At 37.3% G+C, this 20,878-nt stretch carries 15 protein-coding genes; 10 read left to right on the plus strand and 5 right to left on the minus strand.

Annotated elements, in window-relative coordinates; all coding sequences use genetic code 11:
* Window positions 1–131: 131 nt before the first annotated feature.
* Together I580_RS13835 and I580_RS13840 are read right to left on the minus strand one after the other, a co-directional pair.
* Window positions 132–1,115, minus strand: a complete 984-nt coding sequence (locus tag I580_RS13835; RefSeq protein WP_010772136.1) for a LacI family DNA-binding transcriptional regulator — start codon at window positions 1,113–1,115, stop codon at window positions 132–134.
* A gap of 13 nt (window positions 1,116–1,128) precedes the next feature.
* The gene (locus I580_RS13840) at window positions 1,129–2,610 is read right to left on the minus strand and encodes a sucrose-6-phosphate hydrolase (protein WP_010772137.1); all 1,482 of its coding nucleotides are present in this window, start codon (window positions 2,608–2,610) and stop codon (window positions 1,129–1,131) included.
* Window positions 2,611–2,858: 248 nt separating this feature from the next.
* On the opposite strand from I580_RS13840, the gene I580_RS13845 reads away from it, so the two are divergent.
* Both I580_RS13845 and I580_RS13850 read left to right on the plus strand, forming a co-directional pair.
* Window positions 2,859–4,820, plus strand: coding sequence for a sucrose-specific PTS transporter subunit IIBC (locus tag I580_RS13845; protein WP_010772138.1), 1,962 nt, complete (start codon window positions 2,859–2,861; stop codon window positions 4,818–4,820).
* Window positions 4,810–6,423, plus strand: coding sequence for a glycoside hydrolase family 13 protein (locus I580_RS13850; RefSeq protein ID WP_010772139.1), 1,614 nt, complete (start codon window positions 4,810–4,812; stop codon window positions 6,421–6,423). Before I580_RS13845 ends, I580_RS13850 begins: the two co-directional genes overlap by 11 nt.
* 125 nt (window positions 6,424–6,548) lie before the next feature.
* Here I580_RS13850 and I580_RS13855 read toward each other — a convergent pair whose 3' ends face one another.
* Entirely contained in the window at window positions 6,549–8,735 is a 2,187-nt protein-coding gene (locus I580_RS13855) for an alpha-galactosidase (protein ID WP_010772140.1), read from the minus strand.
* 88 nt (window positions 8,736–8,823) lie between these two features.
* Between I580_RS13855 and I580_RS13860 the strand changes: the two genes are divergently transcribed.
* The 3 genes from I580_RS13860 (at window position 8,824) to I580_RS13870 (ending at window position 11,791) form a co-directional block, all read left to right on the plus strand.
* The gene (locus tag I580_RS13860; RefSeq protein ID WP_010772141.1) at window positions 8,824–9,621 is read left to right on the plus strand and encodes a helix-turn-helix domain-containing protein; all 798 of its coding nucleotides are present in this window, start codon (window positions 8,824–8,826) and stop codon (window positions 9,619–9,621) included.
* Window positions 9,622–9,777: 156 nt separating this feature from the next.
* Window positions 9,778–10,233: an arginine repressor gene (gene argR, locus I580_RS13865; protein ID WP_010772142.1), complete on the plus strand. Its 456-nt coding sequence runs from the start codon at window positions 9,778–9,780 to the stop codon at window positions 10,231–10,233.
* Window positions 10,234–10,270: 37 nt separating this feature from the next.
* Window positions 10,271–11,791, plus strand: a complete 1,521-nt coding sequence (locus tag I580_RS13870; RefSeq protein WP_010772143.1) for a phosphohexomutase domain-containing protein — start codon at window positions 10,271–10,273, stop codon at window positions 11,789–11,791.
* A 44-nt stretch (window positions 11,792–11,835) separates the two neighbouring features.
* On the opposite strand, the gene I580_RS13875 is transcribed toward I580_RS13870, so the two are convergent.
* Both I580_RS13875 and I580_RS13880 read right to left on the minus strand, forming a co-directional pair.
* The gene (locus I580_RS13875; protein WP_010772144.1) at window positions 11,836–12,696 is read right to left on the minus strand and encodes an RluA family pseudouridine synthase; all 861 of its coding nucleotides are present in this window, start codon (window positions 12,694–12,696) and stop codon (window positions 11,836–11,838) included.
* Between the two features lie 1,016 nt (window positions 12,697–13,712).
* A complete protein-coding gene (locus I580_RS13880; RefSeq protein WP_010772145.1) occupies window positions 13,713–14,669 on the minus strand; it encodes an endo-beta-N-acetylglucosaminidase family protein in 957 nt (318 codons plus the stop codon).
* 524 nt (window positions 14,670–15,193) lie between these two features.
* On the opposite strand from I580_RS13880, the gene I580_RS13885 reads away from it, so the two are divergent.
* The 5 genes from I580_RS13885 to I580_RS13905 all read left to right on the plus strand — a co-directional run bounded on the left by I580_RS13885 (window position 15,194) and on the right by I580_RS13905 (window position 20,809).
* Entirely contained in the window at window positions 15,194–17,356 is a 2,163-nt protein-coding gene (locus tag I580_RS13885) for a PBP1A family penicillin-binding protein (RefSeq protein WP_010772146.1), read from the plus strand.
* A gap of 68 nt (window positions 17,357–17,424) precedes the next feature.
* Entirely contained in the window at window positions 17,425–17,766 is a 342-nt protein-coding gene (locus I580_RS13890; protein WP_010772147.1) for a YlbF/YmcA family competence regulator, read from the plus strand.
* Window positions 17,767–18,189: 423 nt separating this feature from the next.
* Window positions 18,190–18,795 carry a CDP-alcohol phosphatidyltransferase family protein gene (locus tag I580_RS13895; protein WP_010772148.1) on the plus strand — a complete coding sequence of 202 codons (606 nt, stop codon included), beginning with the start codon at window positions 18,190–18,192 and terminating at the stop codon, window positions 18,793–18,795.
* 21 nt (window positions 18,796–18,816) lie between these two features.
* Window positions 18,817–19,686 (plus strand): phosphatidylserine decarboxylase, encoded by an 870-nt coding sequence (locus tag I580_RS13900; RefSeq protein ID WP_010772149.1) that lies wholly within the window; start codon window positions 18,817–18,819, stop codon window positions 19,684–19,686.
* Window positions 19,679–20,809, plus strand: coding sequence for a metallophosphoesterase (locus I580_RS13905; RefSeq protein WP_010772150.1), 1,131 nt, complete (start codon window positions 19,679–19,681; stop codon window positions 20,807–20,809). The genes I580_RS13900 and I580_RS13905 overlap by 8 nt, the downstream gene beginning before the upstream one ends.
* Window positions 20,810–20,878 lie beyond the last annotated feature (69 nt).

Here is a 20,878-nt window from a genome sequence, read left to right on the forward strand (position 1 = left end):
TGATAGGGATTGAAATGAAAGTATACAAAAAGAGCATCAAGTCTGTTAATAGAAAAACAGACTTGATGCTCTTTAATTTTATTAAAAACCTTATCAAAACACATAAAAGAAACCCCCTTCAACCCAAACCATCAAGTTGTCTGCCCCTGAATTAATTTTACAGGCAACAGATAATGTTTCTCCAATTTTTTTTCAGGATTTTGTATCCTCTGCAATAAAAGATCAACTAAAATATCCGCATAATCAGCCATCGGTTGAGCAATCGTCGATAATTGGGGAAAATAGTTCTGAACAAATTTTGTCCCATCATAGCCAATGATCTTGAGCTGTTCAGGAACATTTATCTTTAATTGCTGGCATTGATTATAGGCAAGGATAGCAGTTAGATCATCTGTACAAAATAAACTGTCAATGTCTTCAGTCTCCAAAATATGCTTGATCTCTAAGTTTTTTAGCGTTGTTGAGCGAGCCGTCGTTTGAATATGAAAAATTTTAGGGGTCAATTCATGTTCTTCTAAAAAGTTTAAATACCCGTTTAAACGAAAATTTGTTGGGGAGTTCGACTCGTGTGAACCTGTCAGGATCGCAATTTTTCTGGCTCCTCTAACGTATAAGGTCTCAGTCGCTAAATACCCGCCTTGGAAATTATCACTGCCGATAATAGGAATAGTATTCCCTAAAAAGCGGTCAAAAGAAACAATTGGAAGTTCAACATCCTCATATTCTGTGATCCCTAAGTTGTGCGCACCAGCAATAATACCATCAACTTTATTTGCAGCAAGCATATTTATATAATGACGTTCTTTTTCCTTATTATTGGCACTATCACACAAAATGACGCGATACCCCAAATCAAAGAGTTTTTGTTCGATTCTTTCCACCAACTCTCCAAAAAATGGATTCGCAACAGTTGGGAAAATAAGCCCGATTAATTGTGTGTGTTTTCCTTGCAGCGAACGAGCTAACGAGTTTGGTTGATAATTAAGCTCTTTCATCGCCTGATTTACCTTATCGATTGTTTTTTTGCTTAATGAGCCGTAATTATTAATAACACGGGAAACAGTCGTAGGAGAGACACCAGCTTTTTTTGCTACATCTGTTAATTTGACGACCATACAATTCCATCCTTTATTGGTTAGTTTTCCGCAGTTGCCAAAATTGTCCTTGATAATCTCCGTCACATGTTAAATGAAATCCTGTGTGACCTGTTTCTGGGAATGCTCGCATGGTTGCTACTTTTTCACCATCGTTGATGAAGAGTTCAACAACAGAAGAATCGACAAATATTTGTACATTCAATGGTTTTTGTTCGATAGAAAATGATCGTACAACGCCATAATCTTCTCCAAAAGGAACACCAGCATGACTGCGGTCTATTGTCATTTTACCACGTTGGGAATCAAAATGAATCGTTAATCCTTGATTCTGTTCTTTATCTGCATATAAGGTAAGGGTTCCGGTGGCAAGAGAATCAAATGATAGAGCTAATTCATAATGATTTGTTGCAGTCTCATGAAAAGAATCCTTGCTGTTATCAAAATGTATTCCTTCGTCTATACGTAGTTGTTTCATCTCTGCAACAGGACGTTGATATAATTTTTTATCCTCTACAATCAATTCCTTCACGATGCTCAAACAATGTGCCCATTCTTCTTGGTCAGTGGGATAATCAATTTCCGGCAATCCAATCCAGCTGATCGATAATAAGCGCTCGTCGGGTGCTTTAAATGCTTGTGTAGCGTAAACGTCAAAACCTTCATCTAAGTTTTTCAAGCTAGAAGGGTTTGTTAAGCGGTTTGATTCAAGCTGATAAGAGTCGCCAATGACATACATATTTGGATAGATATTTTGATAAGGGCAAACATCAGAATCTAACCCTTGTGGACAAAAAATAAGCAGAGCGAATTCATCCGTTAAAAGTAAATTGGGGCATTCGATCATAAATCCCATGTCCTTATCAGTAAACCCTAGTTCACCTACACATTGCCAAGAAAGTAAGTCAGAACTTTGATAGGTTAGAATTTTGCCTTTTTCTGCTTCATCTTGCGCTCCGATCGTCATTAGATAGCCAGATTTATAACGAAAGACTTGAGGGTCTCTGAATTCAGACGTATAACCAGCTGGAGGTGCAGCGATCAGCGGCTCTTCGATTTTTTTTATGCTACCTGATTGATCCATCCAGGCACCTAATTGATACGAATGGCGAGTCCAATCACTATCACGAACGTTACCTGTATAAGCAAGAAATAACTGATCAGACATCGGCAGAGCAGTTCCTGAATAAACGCCATGGCTGTCGTATAAGCTATCTGGGAATACTTTTGTTCCCTCTTCTTTCCAATCAATCAAATTATCAGAGGTCATGTGATACCAAGATTTTATACCGTGAACGGGGCCCATCGGATAAGATTGATAAAAAACATGCCACTGATTATTGAAAAAAGAAAAACCATTTGGGTCGTTTAATAAACCTGTAGCAGGTTGAATATGATAGCCTAAACGCCAGATTGACGTGTCTATTTTCTGTTTTAGTGAGGCAAGATATTCTGGTTCCCATTTTTCATAGGGCTGATAACGTTCTTCTCTAGACCAAACTTTTTTTTCGGACATATATATTCTCCTCGTAAGCGTATTCTCACATATAGTGTAACTATTTAGTGTTTAAATGTCAAACGTATAACAATGTATTCGTTTGTTAATATAAGTCTCTTTTAGTCTGTTTGTTTAATTTGATAAACGTTTGACAATCCATTGGAATCGTGGCATACTTTGTATGTGAAAAAGCGATTACATTTTTGAAACACAAGATAGTTTCTTCTATTTCAGTAGCGCTTAAATGACAATTAGGGGGAAAGAAGATGGATTACAAAAAAGTAGCAAAGGAAATCAATGAAGCACTCGGGAAAGACAATATTCAGGCTGCCGCACATTGCGCAACACGTTTAAGGCTTGTTCTAAAGGATTCAAGTAAAGTGGATCAGAAAGCTTTAGATAATAACGACGCTGTGAAAGGAACGTTTGAAGCCAACGACCAATTCCAAATTATCATAGGTGCTGGCGATGTAAATAATGTATACGATGAACTTATAAAAATCACCAATGTGAAAGAAGCGTCTACCGCTGACCTAAAAGCTGTTGCATCAAATGGTAAAAAAAATAATCCTATTATGGCATTTATTAAGGTATTATCTGATATTTTTGTTCCGATTGTCCCGGCATTAGTCGCGGGTGGACTATTAATGGCATTAAACAATGTCTTGACTGCTCAGGATTTATTTGGTCCTCAATCGGTCGTAGAACTATTTCCGAATGTAAAAGACTTTGCGAGTATCATCAATCTACTCGCTTCCGCACCATTCGCTTTCCTACCTATCTTGGTCGGCTTTTCTGCTACGAAGCGCTTTGGTGGAAATCCTTATTTGGGTGCTGCAATGGCGATGGCGATGGTGATGCCTGATTTAGTTAATGGCTATGGTGTGGCAAATGCGATCGCAGATGGAAGTATGCCTTATTGGCATATTTTCGGAATGGATGTTGCGCAAGCCGGCTATCAAGGTTCTGTACTGCCTGTATTAGCGGTTTCGTGGATTTTAGCGTCTTTAGAAAAATTTTTCCACAAACGTATTCCCAACGCGTTTGATTTTACATTTACACCAATGCTAGCCATTATTATTACTGGTTTTTTAACATTTATTGTTGTGGGTCCAATGATGAGAATTGTATCAGATGGTCTGACGAATGGGCTTGTTTGGTTGTATGATACAACAGGAGCAGTCGGCTTAGGTGTCTTCGGTCTATTTTACTCACCGATAGTTATCACGGGATTGCATCAAAGTTTCCCAGCCATTGAAACGACACTGTTAGCAGACGTAGCACGAACTGGCGGATCATTTATTTTTCCAGTCGCTTCTATGGCCAATGTAGGGCAAGGGGCAGCAACGCTTGCCATCATGTTATTAACGAAAAATAAAAAACAAAAAAGCTTAGCAACGTCAGCAAGTATTTCTGCTATGTTAGGTATTACTGAACCAGCGATTTTCGGAGTCAATTTAAAACTTAAATTTCCATTTATTTGTGGCATGATTGCCTCAGCTGTAGCCTGTTTATTTATCGGTGCTTTCCATGTACTTTCAGTAGCGATGGGACCAGCAAGTGTGATCGGATTTATTTCAATCGCACCAAAATCAATTTCCTATTTCATGATCGGTATCGTTATCAGTATCTGTGTAGGATTCGTGACAACGTATGCATACGGAAAACGTCATATGGAGGTTTTTGTAGGTGATGATGAAGCAGCTGGAGAAGTTGCCGTTGAAATCAATGAAGATCCTGAAGCAGGTGTAGCGGCTGTTCAAGATGAGGTATTAGCATCGCCCGTAAGTGGTACCCCTATTTCACTAAAAAAATTAAATGATCCTGTATTTGCACAAGAAATGATGGGAAAAGGGATTGCAGTGATTCCAGAAGAAGGTACTATTTATGCACCTGCTGCTGGAGAATTAACCGTTGTATATGATTCGAAACATGCGTATGGACTTAGAACAACGAATGGTGCAGAGGTATTGATCCATATCGGAATCGACACAGTTGGATTAAAAGGCGAAGGCTTTGAAACCACTAGAAAATACGGTGAATTAGTAAAAAAAGGAGATATTTTAGGGGCAGTTGATTTAGAGAAGCTTAAACAAGCTGGTTTAGATAGCACCGTAATGATGATTATTACAAATACGGATGCCTATGCGGCTGTCGAAGCAATCAATCTACAAAAAGTGGATGGAGGCCAAGATCTATTGGCGGTAAGTGCACATTATGAAAACTAATTGGTGGAAGAAAGCCACGATCTATCAAATTTATCCACGCAGTTTTCAAGATACAAACGCTGATGGTATTGGGGACATAAAAGGGATTATCCAGCGTTTAGATTATCTGGCCTTACTAGGAATAGAGGCGATTTGGCTCAGTCCTGTTTATCAATCACCCAATGAAGATAATGGCTACGATATCAGTGATTATGAAGCAATTGGCTCAGAGTATGGCACCATGGAAGATATGGATAATCTGATTGCTGAAGCACAAAAAAGAAATATCAAGATTATTATGGATCTGGTCGTGAATCATACGTCATCAGAACATCCGTGGTTTCAGTCCGCACTGCAAAATCCTGCAAGTGAATATCATGATTTTTATATCTGGAGAAAAGGAAACGAAAGTGAAAAACCAAATGAACTTCAATCAAATTTTGGTGGTTCTGCGTGGACTTTTGTCCCGACGCTCGGGGAATATTATTTTCATTTACATGCGAAAGAACAGCCTGATTTGAATTGGGAAAATCCTGTGATGCGTCAAGAAATTTATCGTATGATGAATTATTGGATTGAAAAAGGCGTTGGCGGTTTTCGTTTAGACGTTATTGATTTGATAGGAAAAGAACCAGATCAGTTGATTACTAAAAACGGACCAAAGCTTCATGAACTTTTACAAGAAATGAATCGAAACACATTTGGAGACTATGACTTAGTTACAGTCGGTGAAACGTGGGGCGCAACGCCAGAAATCGCTCAGCTTTATTCTGATGAGAGCCGAGAAGAGTTATCAATGGTTTTTCAATTTGAACACATCAATTTAGATAAACAAACAGGCAAAAGAAAATGGGATATCAAAAAATTAGATCCTAAAGAATTGCATCAAGTGTTTTCTAAATGGCAAACAGAATTAGCGGGGAAAGGGTGGAACTCGCTGTTCTGGAATAATCATGATTTACCTCGGATTATCTCTCGTTGGGGCGATGATGAGAAGTATCGAGTGATTAGTGGGAAAATGCTAGCCATCTACCTTTACTTTCTTCAAGGAACACCTTATATTTATCAGGGAGAAGAAATCGGCATGATCAATTATCCGATCCAGACAATTGACGAGGTTGATGATATAGAAAGTCGCAGAATGTATGATGAACGTATCAATTCTGGTTATACGGAAGAAGAGATCATAGCGTCAATCAATGCGAAAGGACGGGATAATGCACGTCACCCGATGCAGTGGGATAATTCTGAACAAGCAGGTTTCACAAAAGGGCTTCCTTGGCTTCCAGTAGGAAATTCAAATGAAATCAATGTGGAAGCAGCCTTAAATGATCCAAACTCTTTATTTTATACGTATCAAAAACTGATTCAGTTGCGTAAAGAAATGCCGATTATTATAGAAGGAACATTTGAAAATATTCCAACGAATGATGCAACAGTTTTAGCCTATATTCGCGAGTATCAAGGTGAAAGAGTACTCGTTGTCGTCAATTTCTCTGATCTGCCAGCACATTTTGCATTAGGAAAAACACGAGTGATAAAAGAAACGCTCATCCATAATTATGAAAAAGAGATTACAGACGAACTGCTAGCTTATGAAGCGTATGCAGTATCTCTAAAATAAGCAAGAGAGAAAAAGTATATAGCTCAGAAAAAAGGGTCAATGTCTGCAAGGATAGTAAAAAACATTATTGTAGACGTTGACCTATTTTTCTGGGCTGTTTTGATTCTGAAAATGTATTGTAGAGACTATTTAGTTAGTTCTTCAAGCACAGCCCAATGTTTGTAAAAGCATTGGAAATCGCCTTTTATTCTTGGAACCAGTAGTCCGGCATGATTTAATTCACTACCGCTGTATATGTTTCCCGTTTCCGTGTCTTTGTACTGTGCAGATGCGTCTAAATAGTTTGTCTTTACATATTGCACAGGTTGAGCGGGCTCAGCAAGACCATTGGAGTAAACAAGTAATGCCTCTGTTTCATTTTTAAATAACCAAGCTGTAGCATAAGTGGAATCAAATTCTTTGATTCGATAGAATTGCCCAAATTGCAATAATCTCCGATGTTTTTTATAAAAAGTAATTTGATCTTTTATTTCTGCTAATACTTCGGGAGACTGTTTTTCTATGGCTAGTTCGTAGCCGAAATTCCCACTCATTGCAATTAGGAATCGGCTTTCTAATGGTGTATTTCGGCCTAATTGATGGTTGGGAATATCTGAAACATGTGCCCCCATCATAATAGGTGGATAAAGATAGCTGTATCCGTATTGGATTTGTGTCCGACATAATGCATCCGTATTGTCACTTGTCCATGTTTGAGGCATATAGGCGACCATCCCAGGATCAAATCGTCCACCTCCGCTCGAACAATTTTCAAATAATACGTGTGGAAATTGTTTTGTTATTTCAGATAAAATATGATACAGTCCTAAAACATATCGATGACTCACTTCTTTTTGTTGATCATTCGGTAAAATAAAACTGCCAACTTCAGTCAAGTGTCGATTCATATCCCATTTTACATAATCGATTTTATTTGAAGAAAGATAATCGCTTAATACCTGAATAAGATAATCTTGAACTTGGGGTAAACTTAAATTTAAAACAAGTTGTTGTCTTCCTTGGGTTTGAGGATAGTCAGGTACTTGTAAACTCCACTCAGGATGCACTTCAAATAAACGACTTTTCACAGAAATCATTTCTGGTTCAAACCATAAACCAAATTTCATATTCTGTTGATGTAGGATATCTGCAAAATGTTCAATGCCATTGGGCAGTTTGGTTTTATTGACAAACCAATCGCCTAAAGACGTAGTATCATCTTCTCGTTGACCAAACCAGCCATCATCTAAAACAAATAATTCAATCCCTAAATCATGTGCCTGTTTTGCTTGGTTAATTAAGTCCTCTTCAGTAAAGTCAAAATAATTTCCTTCCCATGAATTAAGTAGAATTGGTCGCTCCTGTTCTTGCCAATATTCAGGTATTAAATACGTTTGGTACAGTTTGTGAAATGTTTGAGACAGTTGGTTAAATCCCTGCTCACTAAAATTTAGCACGACTTCTGGTGTTTGAAAACTAGATTCAGGCATCAATTTCCACTCGAAAGTTTCGGGATTGATTCCCATCTGAATACGTGTACTTCCATATTGTTCTACCTCGGCTTGGGCAACAAAATTCCCGCTGTAAATAAAATGAAATCCGTAAACATGTCCTTGATCTTCATTTGTATAGCGGTCGGCAAGTCCTAAAAACGGATGGTGTTGCGGACTACTCGTTCCTCTGGTCGAGCTTATTTTTTGGACACCTGGATGAAGTGGCTGCCGATGAATCGTTGCTTCATTGGTATGTGAACCATTAAGTGTTAATAGATCAAAATCAGAACGTGGCAAGTCTAACAACATAGAGCCTGGATTTTCCAAATAAATAGGCTGTACTCCATTATTTCGATACTCAACATTGCGCGTAATAATTGGGAGATCGTCATAAATTGTATACCGTAGAACCATTTCAAGAGATTGGACAGGATCGATAAGGTAGATTTCTAACGTCTGCTGTGTTTCTCCTCGTAATGAAGGTAACTCTTTTAAAGGAGACTTCCCTTGTAAAATTTCAAAACGATCATACACAAAATCCGTGATTCGAAAACCATCTGAATTTCGAAATTGATAATTACCCACCCGATAATCCAAACTTCCTTGTGTGCTCGTTTCAAGAGGCAATGTGTTTAAAGAAAATGTTCGTTCTTCACTGATCGGATTTGTAGCAAAACCGCGATCGATATGTTGTAACTGGTTGACTTGATGATAACTGCTTAAATAAGGACCAAAATATCTATGGGTAAGATATTTTCCTTTTTCGACACCTATAATATAACTGATTGTATTGTTGCTTAGATGGAAAACATTTTGTTTGTTATCGAAAGAGATAGTCATGTCAATCATTCCTTTCCGTTTATTATATACATAGTATCGAGTACAATAGGAATCGACAAGACGAAATAATTTCAAGGAGGGTAATAAATTGCAGAATTTTTTTCGGAAATTCCATTATACGGATGATCAACATTTACCGATCATTCGTGGAGTTGGTATAGGTGAGGGCAGTAGTACTTATAATTGGGATGCTCGTATTCGAAAAGAACAGCTGATTGTTTTGCAGGTGACGTTAACAGGTGAAGGTTTCTTAGAAATGGGCGGGAGAAAAATTTCTCTCAGGGAAAACAACGCTTTTTTTGCTAAAATACCTGGCAATTATCGCTATTTTGGTGAGGAGTGGCGTTTTTTATTTATCGAATTTTCAGCTATAATGACGCAATGGTTGGATACATCGATTTCTGTTATAGAAGTATCAATGGATTTGCTTGAAAGGCTTAAAAGCGTTGTGATTGATTTAAAAGATCGTGAGTTGAGTGCGGTACAAAATGCTAAAGTGGCATTTGCTCTTTTTTTGGATATTAAGGAAACAATCCAGAAAGAAATTCAACAAAAAACAGATGGAATTCAGGCAGTAAAAAAATATATTGATACCCATTATTTTGAAGATATAAGCTTAGATTTCCTATCTGAAAAATACATGATGTCAAAGTATACATTAATTCGTCAGTTTGAAGAAGTCTACAAATCATCACCTATTAACTATTTAAAGCAAGTACGAATCATTCAGTCTCTGTCTTTGTTATGGGAAGAAGAAGCAATTGGCCAAGTGGCAAAAAAAGTTGGGTTTTCAACGGGAAATTATTTTAGTAAAGTGTTTAAAAAGGAGATGGGGATGTCTCCAAGTGAGTACAGAAACCAAAAAGAAATTTATTTTCCACAATAGTCAACGAATCGGAAAGTGAATGCTGTAAAGTTAAGTTGTAGTGAACGATTTTCTTATTTTTTCATAAATAAAGTAATTTTTACCAAAAAGAAATGCAATTTTTCTCGACTTTCGCTATAATAAAGAAAATAACCAAAACAGGAAGTGTAGCTAACCATGAAAAAAGCAGACCGACAACGGTTGATCAAGCAACTAATCACAGAAAATGAAATAGAAACCCAAGATGATCTGATTGCACGTCTTGAACAATCTGGCGTTAAAGCAACCCAAGCCACTGTTTCAAGAGATGTACGCGAGATGAGCATCGTGAAAACCCACGGCTCAGATGGTCGCGTGAAGTATGTTTTATTCTCTCAACAACAAGCATCCAGCAGTGAAGAAAAGTTAAAAGAATCCGTGAAAGATTCAGTGATTCGGATGGAACGTGTTCAATTTATGGTGATTGTTCACACAGATATGGGTGCAGCAGATGTCGTTACTAATTTTTTAGATGAAGTCAGTTATGAAGAAATTGCAGGGACTGTTGCAGGAGTTGATACAATCATTATCATTGCTCGCTCAGAAGATGACGCGATCGCTGTTGTTGAACGTTTTGAAGCGATGATGGATTAAGCAGAACCAATCAAAAAATGAAGGGAGATTTGGTTACATGGATTTGAAAGCGTTACAAAACGGGTCAGATATAAGAGGGATAGCAGTAGATCATGAGGAGAAAATCGCGAACTTAACCCCAGCGCAAGTCGGGAAAATTGCAGTAGGAATGGTTCATTGGCTTCGTGATGAGAAAAACTTAGCTGAAAAACATCAATCAGGAACATTAACAATCGGTATCGGTCATGATAGTCGTATATCAGCAGATAGATTAAAACAAGCGTTGATCGACAGTTTCGTTGAGCAAAATGTTGCAGTGTTAGATTTTAGTTTAGCGACAACGCCAGCCATGTTTATGGCTACTCAATTTCCGCAATATGATTGTGATGCAGCAATTATGATTACAGCGAGTCATTTGCCTTATTATTTTAATGGATTGAAGTTATTCACGAAATCTGGCGGAGCAGAAAAAGCGGATATTGCCTATATCTTAGAACACGCAGACAAACCTGCACTTGTAGCAAAAGGTTCTGTAACCAAAACTTCGATTTTAGATGATTATTCCGCTGATTTAACGAATAAAATTCGTAAAGGCATGAAAACAACAGAAGCAAAACCTTTATCTGGTTTTCATATTATAGTGGATGCGGGAAACGGCGCTGGCGGTTTCTTTGCTGAAAAAGTCCTAGCAAAACTTGGAGCGGTTATCACAGGTTCACAATTTTTAGAACCTGACGGCATGTTCCCAAATCATATTCCAAATCCAGATAATAAAGAAGCCATGACAAGTATTCAGCAAGCAGTCTTGAAAAATAAAGCTGATCTAGGTGTGATTTTTGATACAGATGTGGATCGTTCTGCCGTTGTAGATGCCTCTGGCGAAGTGATCAACCGAAATAATCTGATTGCTGTTTTAGCGACAATCGTTTTGGCTGAATATCCAGGTAGCAGCATTGTGACAAACTCACCAACGTCAAGTCATTTGAAAGAGTTTATCGAATCCCTTGGCGGCAAACAAGTGCGTTATATTTCTGGTTATCGTAATGTAATCAATAAAATGATCGAACTCAATGCTGAAGGAATCGATACACAATTAGCGATTGAAACAAGCGGACACGCAGCTTTTAAAGAAAACTATTATTTAGATGATGGTGCCTACGTTATTGCTAAAATCCTGATGCTGTTGCCTAAATTAAAAAAAGAAGGCTCTACACTTGGTGAGTTGATTAGTTCATTAAAACAACCAGCAGAAACTCAAGAATTACGGTTTGAAATTTTAGACAGTCACGTTCGTGATTATGGTGAACAAGTGATTCGAGATTTAAGTGGTTTTGTTACAAGTCAACGAGGGATGAAAATCGATCCTGAAAATCATGAAGGAATTCGAGTCAATGTTTATGATGAGTATGGTAGTGGCTGGTTTTTACTGCGTATGAGTTTGCATGAACCACTGTTAGTGTTGCAAGTAGAGAATGATCAGGCTGGAATGAATCAAAAGGTTTTAGAAGAATTAGCAGGTTTCTTTGAAGGGTATAAACAGTTGGATTTAGCTAAATTACATGATATGTTAAAGAAATAATAAAAGCTAGGACAGAACAAAAAGTTCTCTCCTAGCTTTTTAGCTTACCACAAACTTGGCTCAGCAATCGCCACAATCGTCTCTCCAGTAAATGGATGGACTAGGTGCAGCTCATAAGCATGAAGCATCAAACGCCCAACAGGATTTGGATGATATAAAGGATCACCAATGATCGGATGTCCAATGCTTTTTAAATGGACGCGAATCTGATGTGTCCGACCCGTTTCCAACACACAGTAAACGGTTGTTTGATTTGATTTTTTCACATAAGAGTCAACGTCAACATGAGTCACAGCCATATCTCCACGTCGTTCATCAACCACACGTTTTCGACGATCATGCCGATCACGCCCAATTTTTTTACGAATGGTCAAAGACTCTTTTAGCTTACCTGAAACCACTGCTTGATAACGCCGATAGATTTGTTTGCTTTCCAGTAATCGTCCTAAAATCGGCAATACAAAGGGATTTTTAGCAAATAAAATTGCGCCGCTGGTTTCTTTATCCAGTCGATGGACCACATAGGGGATTTGGTTTTTAGGTGACAAATAAGCTGCTAAATGATTAAGGAGCGTATCTTGTTCATCAGGTTGGTTAGGATGAGTTTTCATTCCAATTGGTTTATTTAAAATAATCAAATGTTCATCTTCAAATAAGACCTCAATATTAAGCTTGTTCCCTAAAAGAATCGTTGGTGTTGGATAATCTTCTGGTTCAAACTGTAAAGTAACAATATCACCACTTTTTACAGGGAAATGAAACAAGGCTGTCTCACCATTGATTGAAATGTTTTTTCGAGTGCGTAAAAAGTGTCGTACTTTGCGAGGAACTAACCATTCTTGTTCAAGTAATTCTCGAACAGTTTGCTCTTTAAACTTTTTTGGTAACTGTATGGATAATTCCATTTGTTTTCCACCTTTTCAATAGCGTTCTTTCTTAGTTTAACAAATAGGAGGAGAAGTTCAAGCCGTTGAGTAGAATTAAAGTTAGATGGAAGAATGAGGTTGTGTTTTTTTTGAAGGGCTAGCAGAAGGAATTAATATTTCACATCAAACTATACTACTTGCTATCGAGTTCCATTTTTTCACGATTCACAGCAATTTACAAGTAAGGAAAGTTTTAGGTATGTTTAATGTTTTGGTAGTCGTAGTCCTTCAATTCTTAGGGCTTTAGCGCTTAGAGATTGATGCAATCGAAATGAAGTGGAGTGATTCATAAGTACTGTTCATCATCTACTCTGGCGATGGCAATCATAGTGATTCATGAGTAAAGAAACTTCGCTCCCTGCGTTCGCCAAGTACTGTCCATCATCTACTCTGGCGATGGCAATCATAGTGATTCATGAGTAAAGAAACGTCGCTCTCAGAGTTCGCCAAGTACTGTTCATCATCTACTCTGGCGATGGCAATCATAGTGATTCATGAGTAAAGAAGCGTCGCTCTCAGAGTTCGCCAAGTACTGTTCATCATCTACTCGGACGATGGCAATCATAGTGATTCATGAGTAAAGAAACTTCGCTCCCTGCGTTCGCCAAGTACTGTCCATCATCTACTCGGACGATGGCAATCATAGTGATTCATGAGTAAAGAAACTTCGCTCCCTGCGTTCGCCAAGTACTGTTCATCATCTACTCGGACGATGGCAATCATAGTGATTCATGAGTAAAGAAACTTCGCTCCCTGCGTTCGCCAAGTACTGTTCATCATCTACTCTGGCAAAGCCAATCGTAGTGATTCACAGCAAATACCCACTCTTTGGGGAAGAGTGGGAAAGGAGTTAAAAATGAAAAAGTGTTTTGTTAGGGTTGTTTGTTGGTATACATATATAATACAAATTAAATATGAATTTTTTGTGTATTAAGTTATCTGAAATTGTAAAAAAAATCTAAAGAAGTGTTTAAGTTACACACAAAACCTCTTAATTAGTTCCCATTCATCGTATTGATCAAGCGTTTTGTCCAGTTGAAATCGGTTTTTGTGATTGTATCATCGCCAAATTGTTTCCCATCTCGATCAATGGCATAAACAAACATTCCGCCTTTTTGGCCATCTTTTGGATTCCATTTTGCATAGGCATAAGCTCGGCTTGTTTCATAAGGTTCCACAGTATCATTCCAACGATTATGATCTTGTTCTTCTGGGAAAGAGATTCCTGGAAGAAACTGTTGTGGTGTGATCGACGTTTTATACGTATTCCATGTAGTATCTAAGGAAGTAGCTAAGCGACCATAAGCTTGGATGAATAAGTAATCAAAGTAAGAAGCTGTTTTTTTAAATAAAGAATGATTATCTTTATTTGTATCATAAATCAATAATTTTCCAGTATTGGAATTTGGACCTAATTTTTTAGACAAGGCTTTGAAAGTCCCGACAGCCATTTCTTCTTGTTTAGCAGTCAAACTAGATTCCATGTCAACATCTAACCCATCTAAGTTCCATGGCGTCAGATAAGTATCGATCAACTGTTGAGCGTATTTGTCATATTCCGCCGTTGTTGGTGTTGTACCGACATGTGGGACATTCCACACTTCTCTAATATCGATCGTACGAATCACACGAGTTCCTCTAGCGTGTAAAGTAGGCACATAAGTATCTTTCAATGTATCCCAAAATTTCTGTTGATCGGTCCCAGGATTCACATAATGGAAAACGGAAACAATATCTACGCCTTCTGGAATATCTGTCATCGCAGTAACGTTTTGATCAGGTAAGGTTGAATTTGCATCGTGAGGCATGGTAACATCTCGCCAAGTGCGATAATAGGCCATCATGATAGGGTCTTTTTGATTGACTTGCGCTGCATTAGATTGAGTCGGTAATAGGCTGAAACTTAGTAAAAAGAAAATTGGAATAAGTAAAAAAGTTAATTTCTTAGACATAAAAACACTCCTCTTTTATTTTTTTGTTAAGCGGTTACATTCTGAAAAAAGTGTAGCACAAAAAAATCTAGAATAACAATTAGAGCGCTTCTTATCGGTCATCTAGGTATAAGTTTCATTGTTTTCTATTTTATTTGAAAATTTTCTCAAAATAAAAAGAGACCCACTCTTTGGGGAAGAGTGGGAAAAAGGAGTTAAAAAATGAAAAAGTGTTTTGTTAGGGTTGTTTGTTGGTATACTTGTATAATAAAGGGAAAATATGAATTTTTTATGATTAAATCTTTCTTAAATTAGCACTTTTTTATAATAAAAATAAGAACCGCTGATTATAATCGGTAGTTTAGTAATGGAAACCAGTGATTTCTTGATGGATTCTTAACCTTTTCTACATAAAAATAAAAGAAAAACGTGTTAAAATAGGCAAAACAAAATTCTATGTGCACTATTCATGCTAAAGCCGTATGAATAAATAGAATGAACTATGTTAAAATGGCTTAGAAACTTTTTTATAAAGAGGGAGCACTATGGACTTTAAAACAATTATGGGAAAAATAAAATCTGGTTTTCAACGCTTTTGGGCAGTGATGAAACCTTATCTTATTCGGTTTCATCACTGGCGTAAGCGGATTTGGAAAAAATATCAAATCAACAAAATCATATTACTTTTAGGGATGGTCGTAGTTTTAGTGGCCAGTATTTACTTATTTACATTAGCTAAATCAGCAAATGTAGGGGCACTAAAAAAAGGTCTGGAAGAATCCACCGTTATTTATGATAAAAATGGCGATGAAGCAGGAAAATTATTTGGTCAAAAAGGAACGTTTGTCACCATTGATCAAATTTCGCCTTATGTTAAAGATGCGTTGATCTCGACGGAAGATCGAAACTTTGAAAAACATCATGGGTATGATATCAAAGGGCTTTTCCGAGCAGTCGTCGGAAAACTAAGTTTTGGCATGATCGGTGGCGGTGGAGGAGGTAGTACGATCACTCAGCAACTAGCCAAAAATGCCTACCTTACACAAGAACAAACGATGACCCGTAAAGCAAGAGAGTTATTCTTAGCAATCGAAATCGAGAAAAAATATGATAAACAACAGATTCTAGAGATGTATCTGAATAATTCATATTTCGGTAACGGGGTTTGGGGAATTGAAGACGCATCACATAAATACTTTGGTGTTAGTGCCAGTGAACTTTCAGTCGGTGAAGCAGCAACTTTGGTTGGTATGCTGAAAGGACCAGGTATCTATAACCCGATTGACTATGTTGAAAATGCCGTGAATCGCCGTAATACGGTTTTACAGTTGATGGTAGACAATGGCAAATTATCTCAAGGTGAAGCGGATGCGCAAGCGGGTGTGGATATGGGCAGTATACTAGCCGATAATTATTCTGACCAAAATTCAGATTACAGATACCCATATTACTTCGATGCCGTCATTGATGAAGCTGTTAACAAATATGGATTAAAAGAAGAAGATCTACTGAATAAAGGCTACAAAATTTATACTGCATTAGACCAAAATTATCAAAAAGCAATGGAACAAACGTATGCCAATGATGCTTTATTCCCACCAAATGCCGAAGATGGCGCAATGGTTCAAAGTGGTTCCGTTGCCCTTGATCCAAAAACTGGTGGTGTCCAAGGTGTTGTAGGTGGTCGTGGAGAACACGTATACCGAGGCTTTAATTTTGCGACGCAAACGAAACGTTCGCCAGGGTCATCATTGAAACCTATTTCGGTGTATACACCTGCTTTAGAATCTGGTATGAAACCCGATAGTATTTTGGAAGATAAACCGCAAGATTATTACCCCGCTGAAAACTATAGTCGAACAAATAGTGGCGAAGTAACAATGTACCAAGCCTTAGGTGAAAGTTTGAATTTACCTGCTGTTTGGACATTGCATAAAATTGGATTGGATAAAGGCTTTGAGAAGACTGAAAAATTCGGGATTCCGTTAGCCAAAGAAGATAAATATTACGGTTTAGCACTTGGTGGTTTGAAAACAGGGGTTTCTCCGTTGTCGATGGCGAATGCTTACAGTGCGTTTGCGAATGGCGGTGTTCAATCAGAGGCACATTTAATCACAAAAATCGTTGATTCAACAGGAGCAGTTATTGAAGATAATACGAATGCTAAAACGAAACAAATCATCACAAAAGATACTGCCGATCAAATGACAAGTATGCTTTTAGGTGTCTTTAGCTCAGGAACTGGGATGAATGCTGATCCAGCAGGATATGTGATGGCTGGAAAAACAGGAACAACTGAGACAAACTTTGATACAGATAAAACCAATGATCAATGGGTTGTAGGGTATACACCAGATGTTGTGGTTGCAACGTGGTTAGGTTTCGAGCAAACAAGTGAAAGTCATTATCTACAAGGGAGCAGTGCTACACATGCTTCCACCGTTTTCAGCAGCCAAACGCAAGGGATTTTACCTTATACTGCGCAAACACCATTTACAGTAGCAGATGCTTATGCAACTGGCGGAATCGTCCAGCCGGCTGGAGAGGGTGCACCATCTGGAACTAACGATGCTTGGAAAGATAGTGTTAAAGAAATTGGAGGTCAAGTCAAAGAAGGTGCCAAAGATATCGGCGGTAAACTGAAAGAAGGCTGGGACAATGCTAAAACTGGTTTGAAAGACTTCTTCGGTGGTTTGACAGGACAATAATCAGTTTGAAAACGAATCAAAGAATGGTACAATCAAAGAGAAGAATTTATAGAAACGAGGGAGATTACATGAGCAATATTTATGATACAGCCAATCAAGTAGAACGCGAAATCCGTGAAATGGATGAATTTAAAGCATTGGAACAAGCCTATGCTGAAGTAAAAGCAGACGAGGAAGCATATAAGTTATTCAAAGAATTCCAAACCTTCCAACAAGGTTTACAAGAAAAACAAATGCGCGGTGAAGAATTTTCAGAAGAAGATGCTGAAAAAGCACAAACTTTAGCTACTGAAGTTCAACAAGCAGAGGTAATCAACCAATTGATGCAAAAAGAGCAAGCATTTAGCTTAATCGTGAATGATTTAAACCGCATCATTATGACACCGATTCGTGATCTATATAACGACTAAAAAGAGCAGTTGAAACTTTAAAACAACGATGATAAAAATCGTATAGGTTCAAATAACTAGATAAAACAGGGGCTGAGGTATAACTCGAAGAGTTATACCTCAGCCCCTTAAAATTTGAATAGACAGGGATGGAAAAGCAACTATTATGTTAAACTTCCGTCACATTAAATTCTTATCCTCTATCTCATTTAGAGTTTGATGGGATTGGAATGAAATAGACCTTCTGCTTTTTTTATATCGTTATTTAAATTCTTTATTTTGTTTCAGATATGTTGTTTTAAAGCTTTTTTAGCATACTCTATTCTAAGGGAAATTCTAATATATTCTGCAGAAAAATGGATAAAAGCTTAAAAAGGTTCCCAAAGCGCACTATTTTAATGCTATAGTAATACTAAACAAAAAAATGATAGGGGAACAAAAAGTATGATTGGTATTTATGATTACACAGTTATTCTAACGTATGGAAATGCAGTTTTTTCCATCATTGGTATGTATTTAGCACTGACTCAGCACATCGCTGAAGCAATTTTATGTTTAGTATTTTCAGGTATTTGTGATATGTTTGATGGATTTGTTGCGAATACGAAAGAACGTACTAAGAGTGAAATGTGCTACGGGATTCAAATCGATTCACTGGCTGATTTGATTAGTTTTGGGGTTTTTCCGACAGTTTTAGGCTATGCTTCTGGTTTGACACAAGGAATTTATTTGCCATTATTTGTATTTTATATTTTAGCAGCTTTAATTCGGTTAGCCCACTATAATGTAACAGAAATGGAGAGAAAAGAGCAGTGCGACAATTATCGTGAATATTATGAAGGATTGCCTGTCACGAGTAGTGCAGCTTTGATTCCATTGTTATTTTTTATTGCAGGACGATTGCATATAGCCTTTACATTAGTCTATCCGGCAGCATTATTAGTTATTGGTTTCTTATTTATTTCAAAAATGAAAATCAAAAAAGTTGATCCTAGAAAATTAGCTTTTGGGGCTTTTGTAGGGGCAGTGGTTGCATTTTTTGTTCGTTAAATTTGTCAAAGGGGTAAATACATGGAGAAACAATTTAAAACAAAACGTATCACTGAAAATGATAGTTGGTCATTAAATTTTTTATATAAAAATCCGTTAGGCCGGATTTTGTTGAAAGGGATTATTCAGCCGCAACTTACTAAGGTTGTTGGTTTCTATTTAAATAGCTCGTTGTCAAAAGGAATGATCAATCGGTTTATCAAAAAAAACAACCTCCAAATGGGAGAGTATGTGCCGATGAGTTACACTTCATTCAATCACTTTTTTATGCGGGAAATTAAACCTGCTGCACGTGCATTAGTTTATGAAGAATGCTCTTTAAGTGCGCCTTGTGATGGCAAAGTCACGGTGCATTCAATTGACGAAAAACAGACCTTTAAAGTCAAACAGTCAGAATATACTCTTTCAGAGTTACTTGATAGCACGAGTCTTGCAGAAAAATGGCAAGGCGGCTGTGCTGTCATTTTTCGTTTAACACCCGATGATTATCATCACTATTACTTCATTGATGAGGGAACGATTTCAGCTCACCAGAAAATAGCTGGTGTTTTTCATACCGTACAACCAATCGCGGTTCATAATCAACCAGTATTTTCTAGAAATACAAGAGAGATAACCGTAATTGAAACAAAAAACTTCGGTGAAATTCTACAAATTGAAGTGGGTGCGTTAATGGTTGGAAAAATCAAAAATGAAAAAACTTCAGGTAGTTGTCAGCGTTTTGAAAAAAAAGGATGGTTTGAATTTGGCGGTTCGACTGTGATTCTATTATTTCAAGAAAACAAAGTGAAGATTGATCCTGAAATTTGGAAAAATACTGAAAATAATCTTGAAACACTCGTGAAATTTGGTCAAGTTGTTGGTCAAAAAATGGAGGAAATTCATGAATAAGTTGGCATTTTTGATTGTTGGACTACTGTTCTTTTTAGGGAATTTTTACATTGGTAGAAAATTTCTTTTTATACTAGAACAAGTTTCTTCTTTCAAACACCCATTAATTTTGTGGGTCATTATTGGATGTTTGGCGTTAGCCTCAATACTTACGTTCGTATTATTTGATGCTAATGTGGGTGGATTGGTTGGTAAAATGGGACATTACTGGCTATCATGGTGGTTTTTATCATTGGTTATTTTGGGATTAACTGATTTGAGTTTAAACATTACAAAGAAAATCACTACAGTTCAAACAAAAACTGATTTGGTTATTTGGTTGAGCTCAATAGTGTTGATCGTTCTATTATTTTGCTATGGCACATGGCAAGCTCAACAGATAAACACAAAGAATTACCAAGTAACGATCGACAAGCATACCAGTAATCAGCCTCAAAAAATAAATGCTGTATTAATTAGTGATGTGCATCTAGGCTATGTTAATGATCTGAAGAAACTAGAAAAAATCATCACTAAAATCAATCAACTGCATCCCGATATTGTTTTTATTGCGGGTGATTTATTTGACGGAAACTATAAAGCGCTACAAGAGCCACAAAGAATGGTGAAACAATTCGAACGACTTGTATCTACTTATGGAACCTATATGTGTTGGGGCAACCACGATGCAGGAGAAACTTTTGAAAAAATGAAAACACTCGTTGAATTGTCCAACATCACAATACTTGAAGATGAAATGACAGTAGTGGGAGAAGAGCTGCTGGTTGTTGGTAGAAAAGATAGCAGGCCCATTGGTTCGCAAGATGGGAACAGAAAGAGTATTCAAGATCAATTCAAAAAAGTCGGCAATGCGTTACCGAAAATCATTTTAGATCATCAACCTTCAAATATTGATGAATATGAACATGGGAATGAGCTGATTCTTTCGGGCCATACTCATCATGGACAGATTTTTCCATTTAGTTTCGTTACAAAAGCTTATTTTACAGTGGATTATGGCTATTATCGTAAAAACGAGAATAGTCCTCAAGTCATTGTTTCTTCTGGCGTTGGTACTTGGGGACCACCGATGAGAATTGGTACACAAAGTGAAATTGTCCAAATTGAAATTACGATAAACTGAGCAATGTGATAGAGGGGGAATGAGGCTTATTCCTACCTCTTTCATTTTACTGTCATAAAAAAATGGAAA

Origin of the sequence: Enterococcus caccae ATCC BAA-1240 (assembly GCF_000407145.1) — a bacterium.
GTDB lineage: Bacteria > Bacillota > Bacilli > Lactobacillales > Enterococcaceae > Enterococcus_L > Enterococcus_L caccae.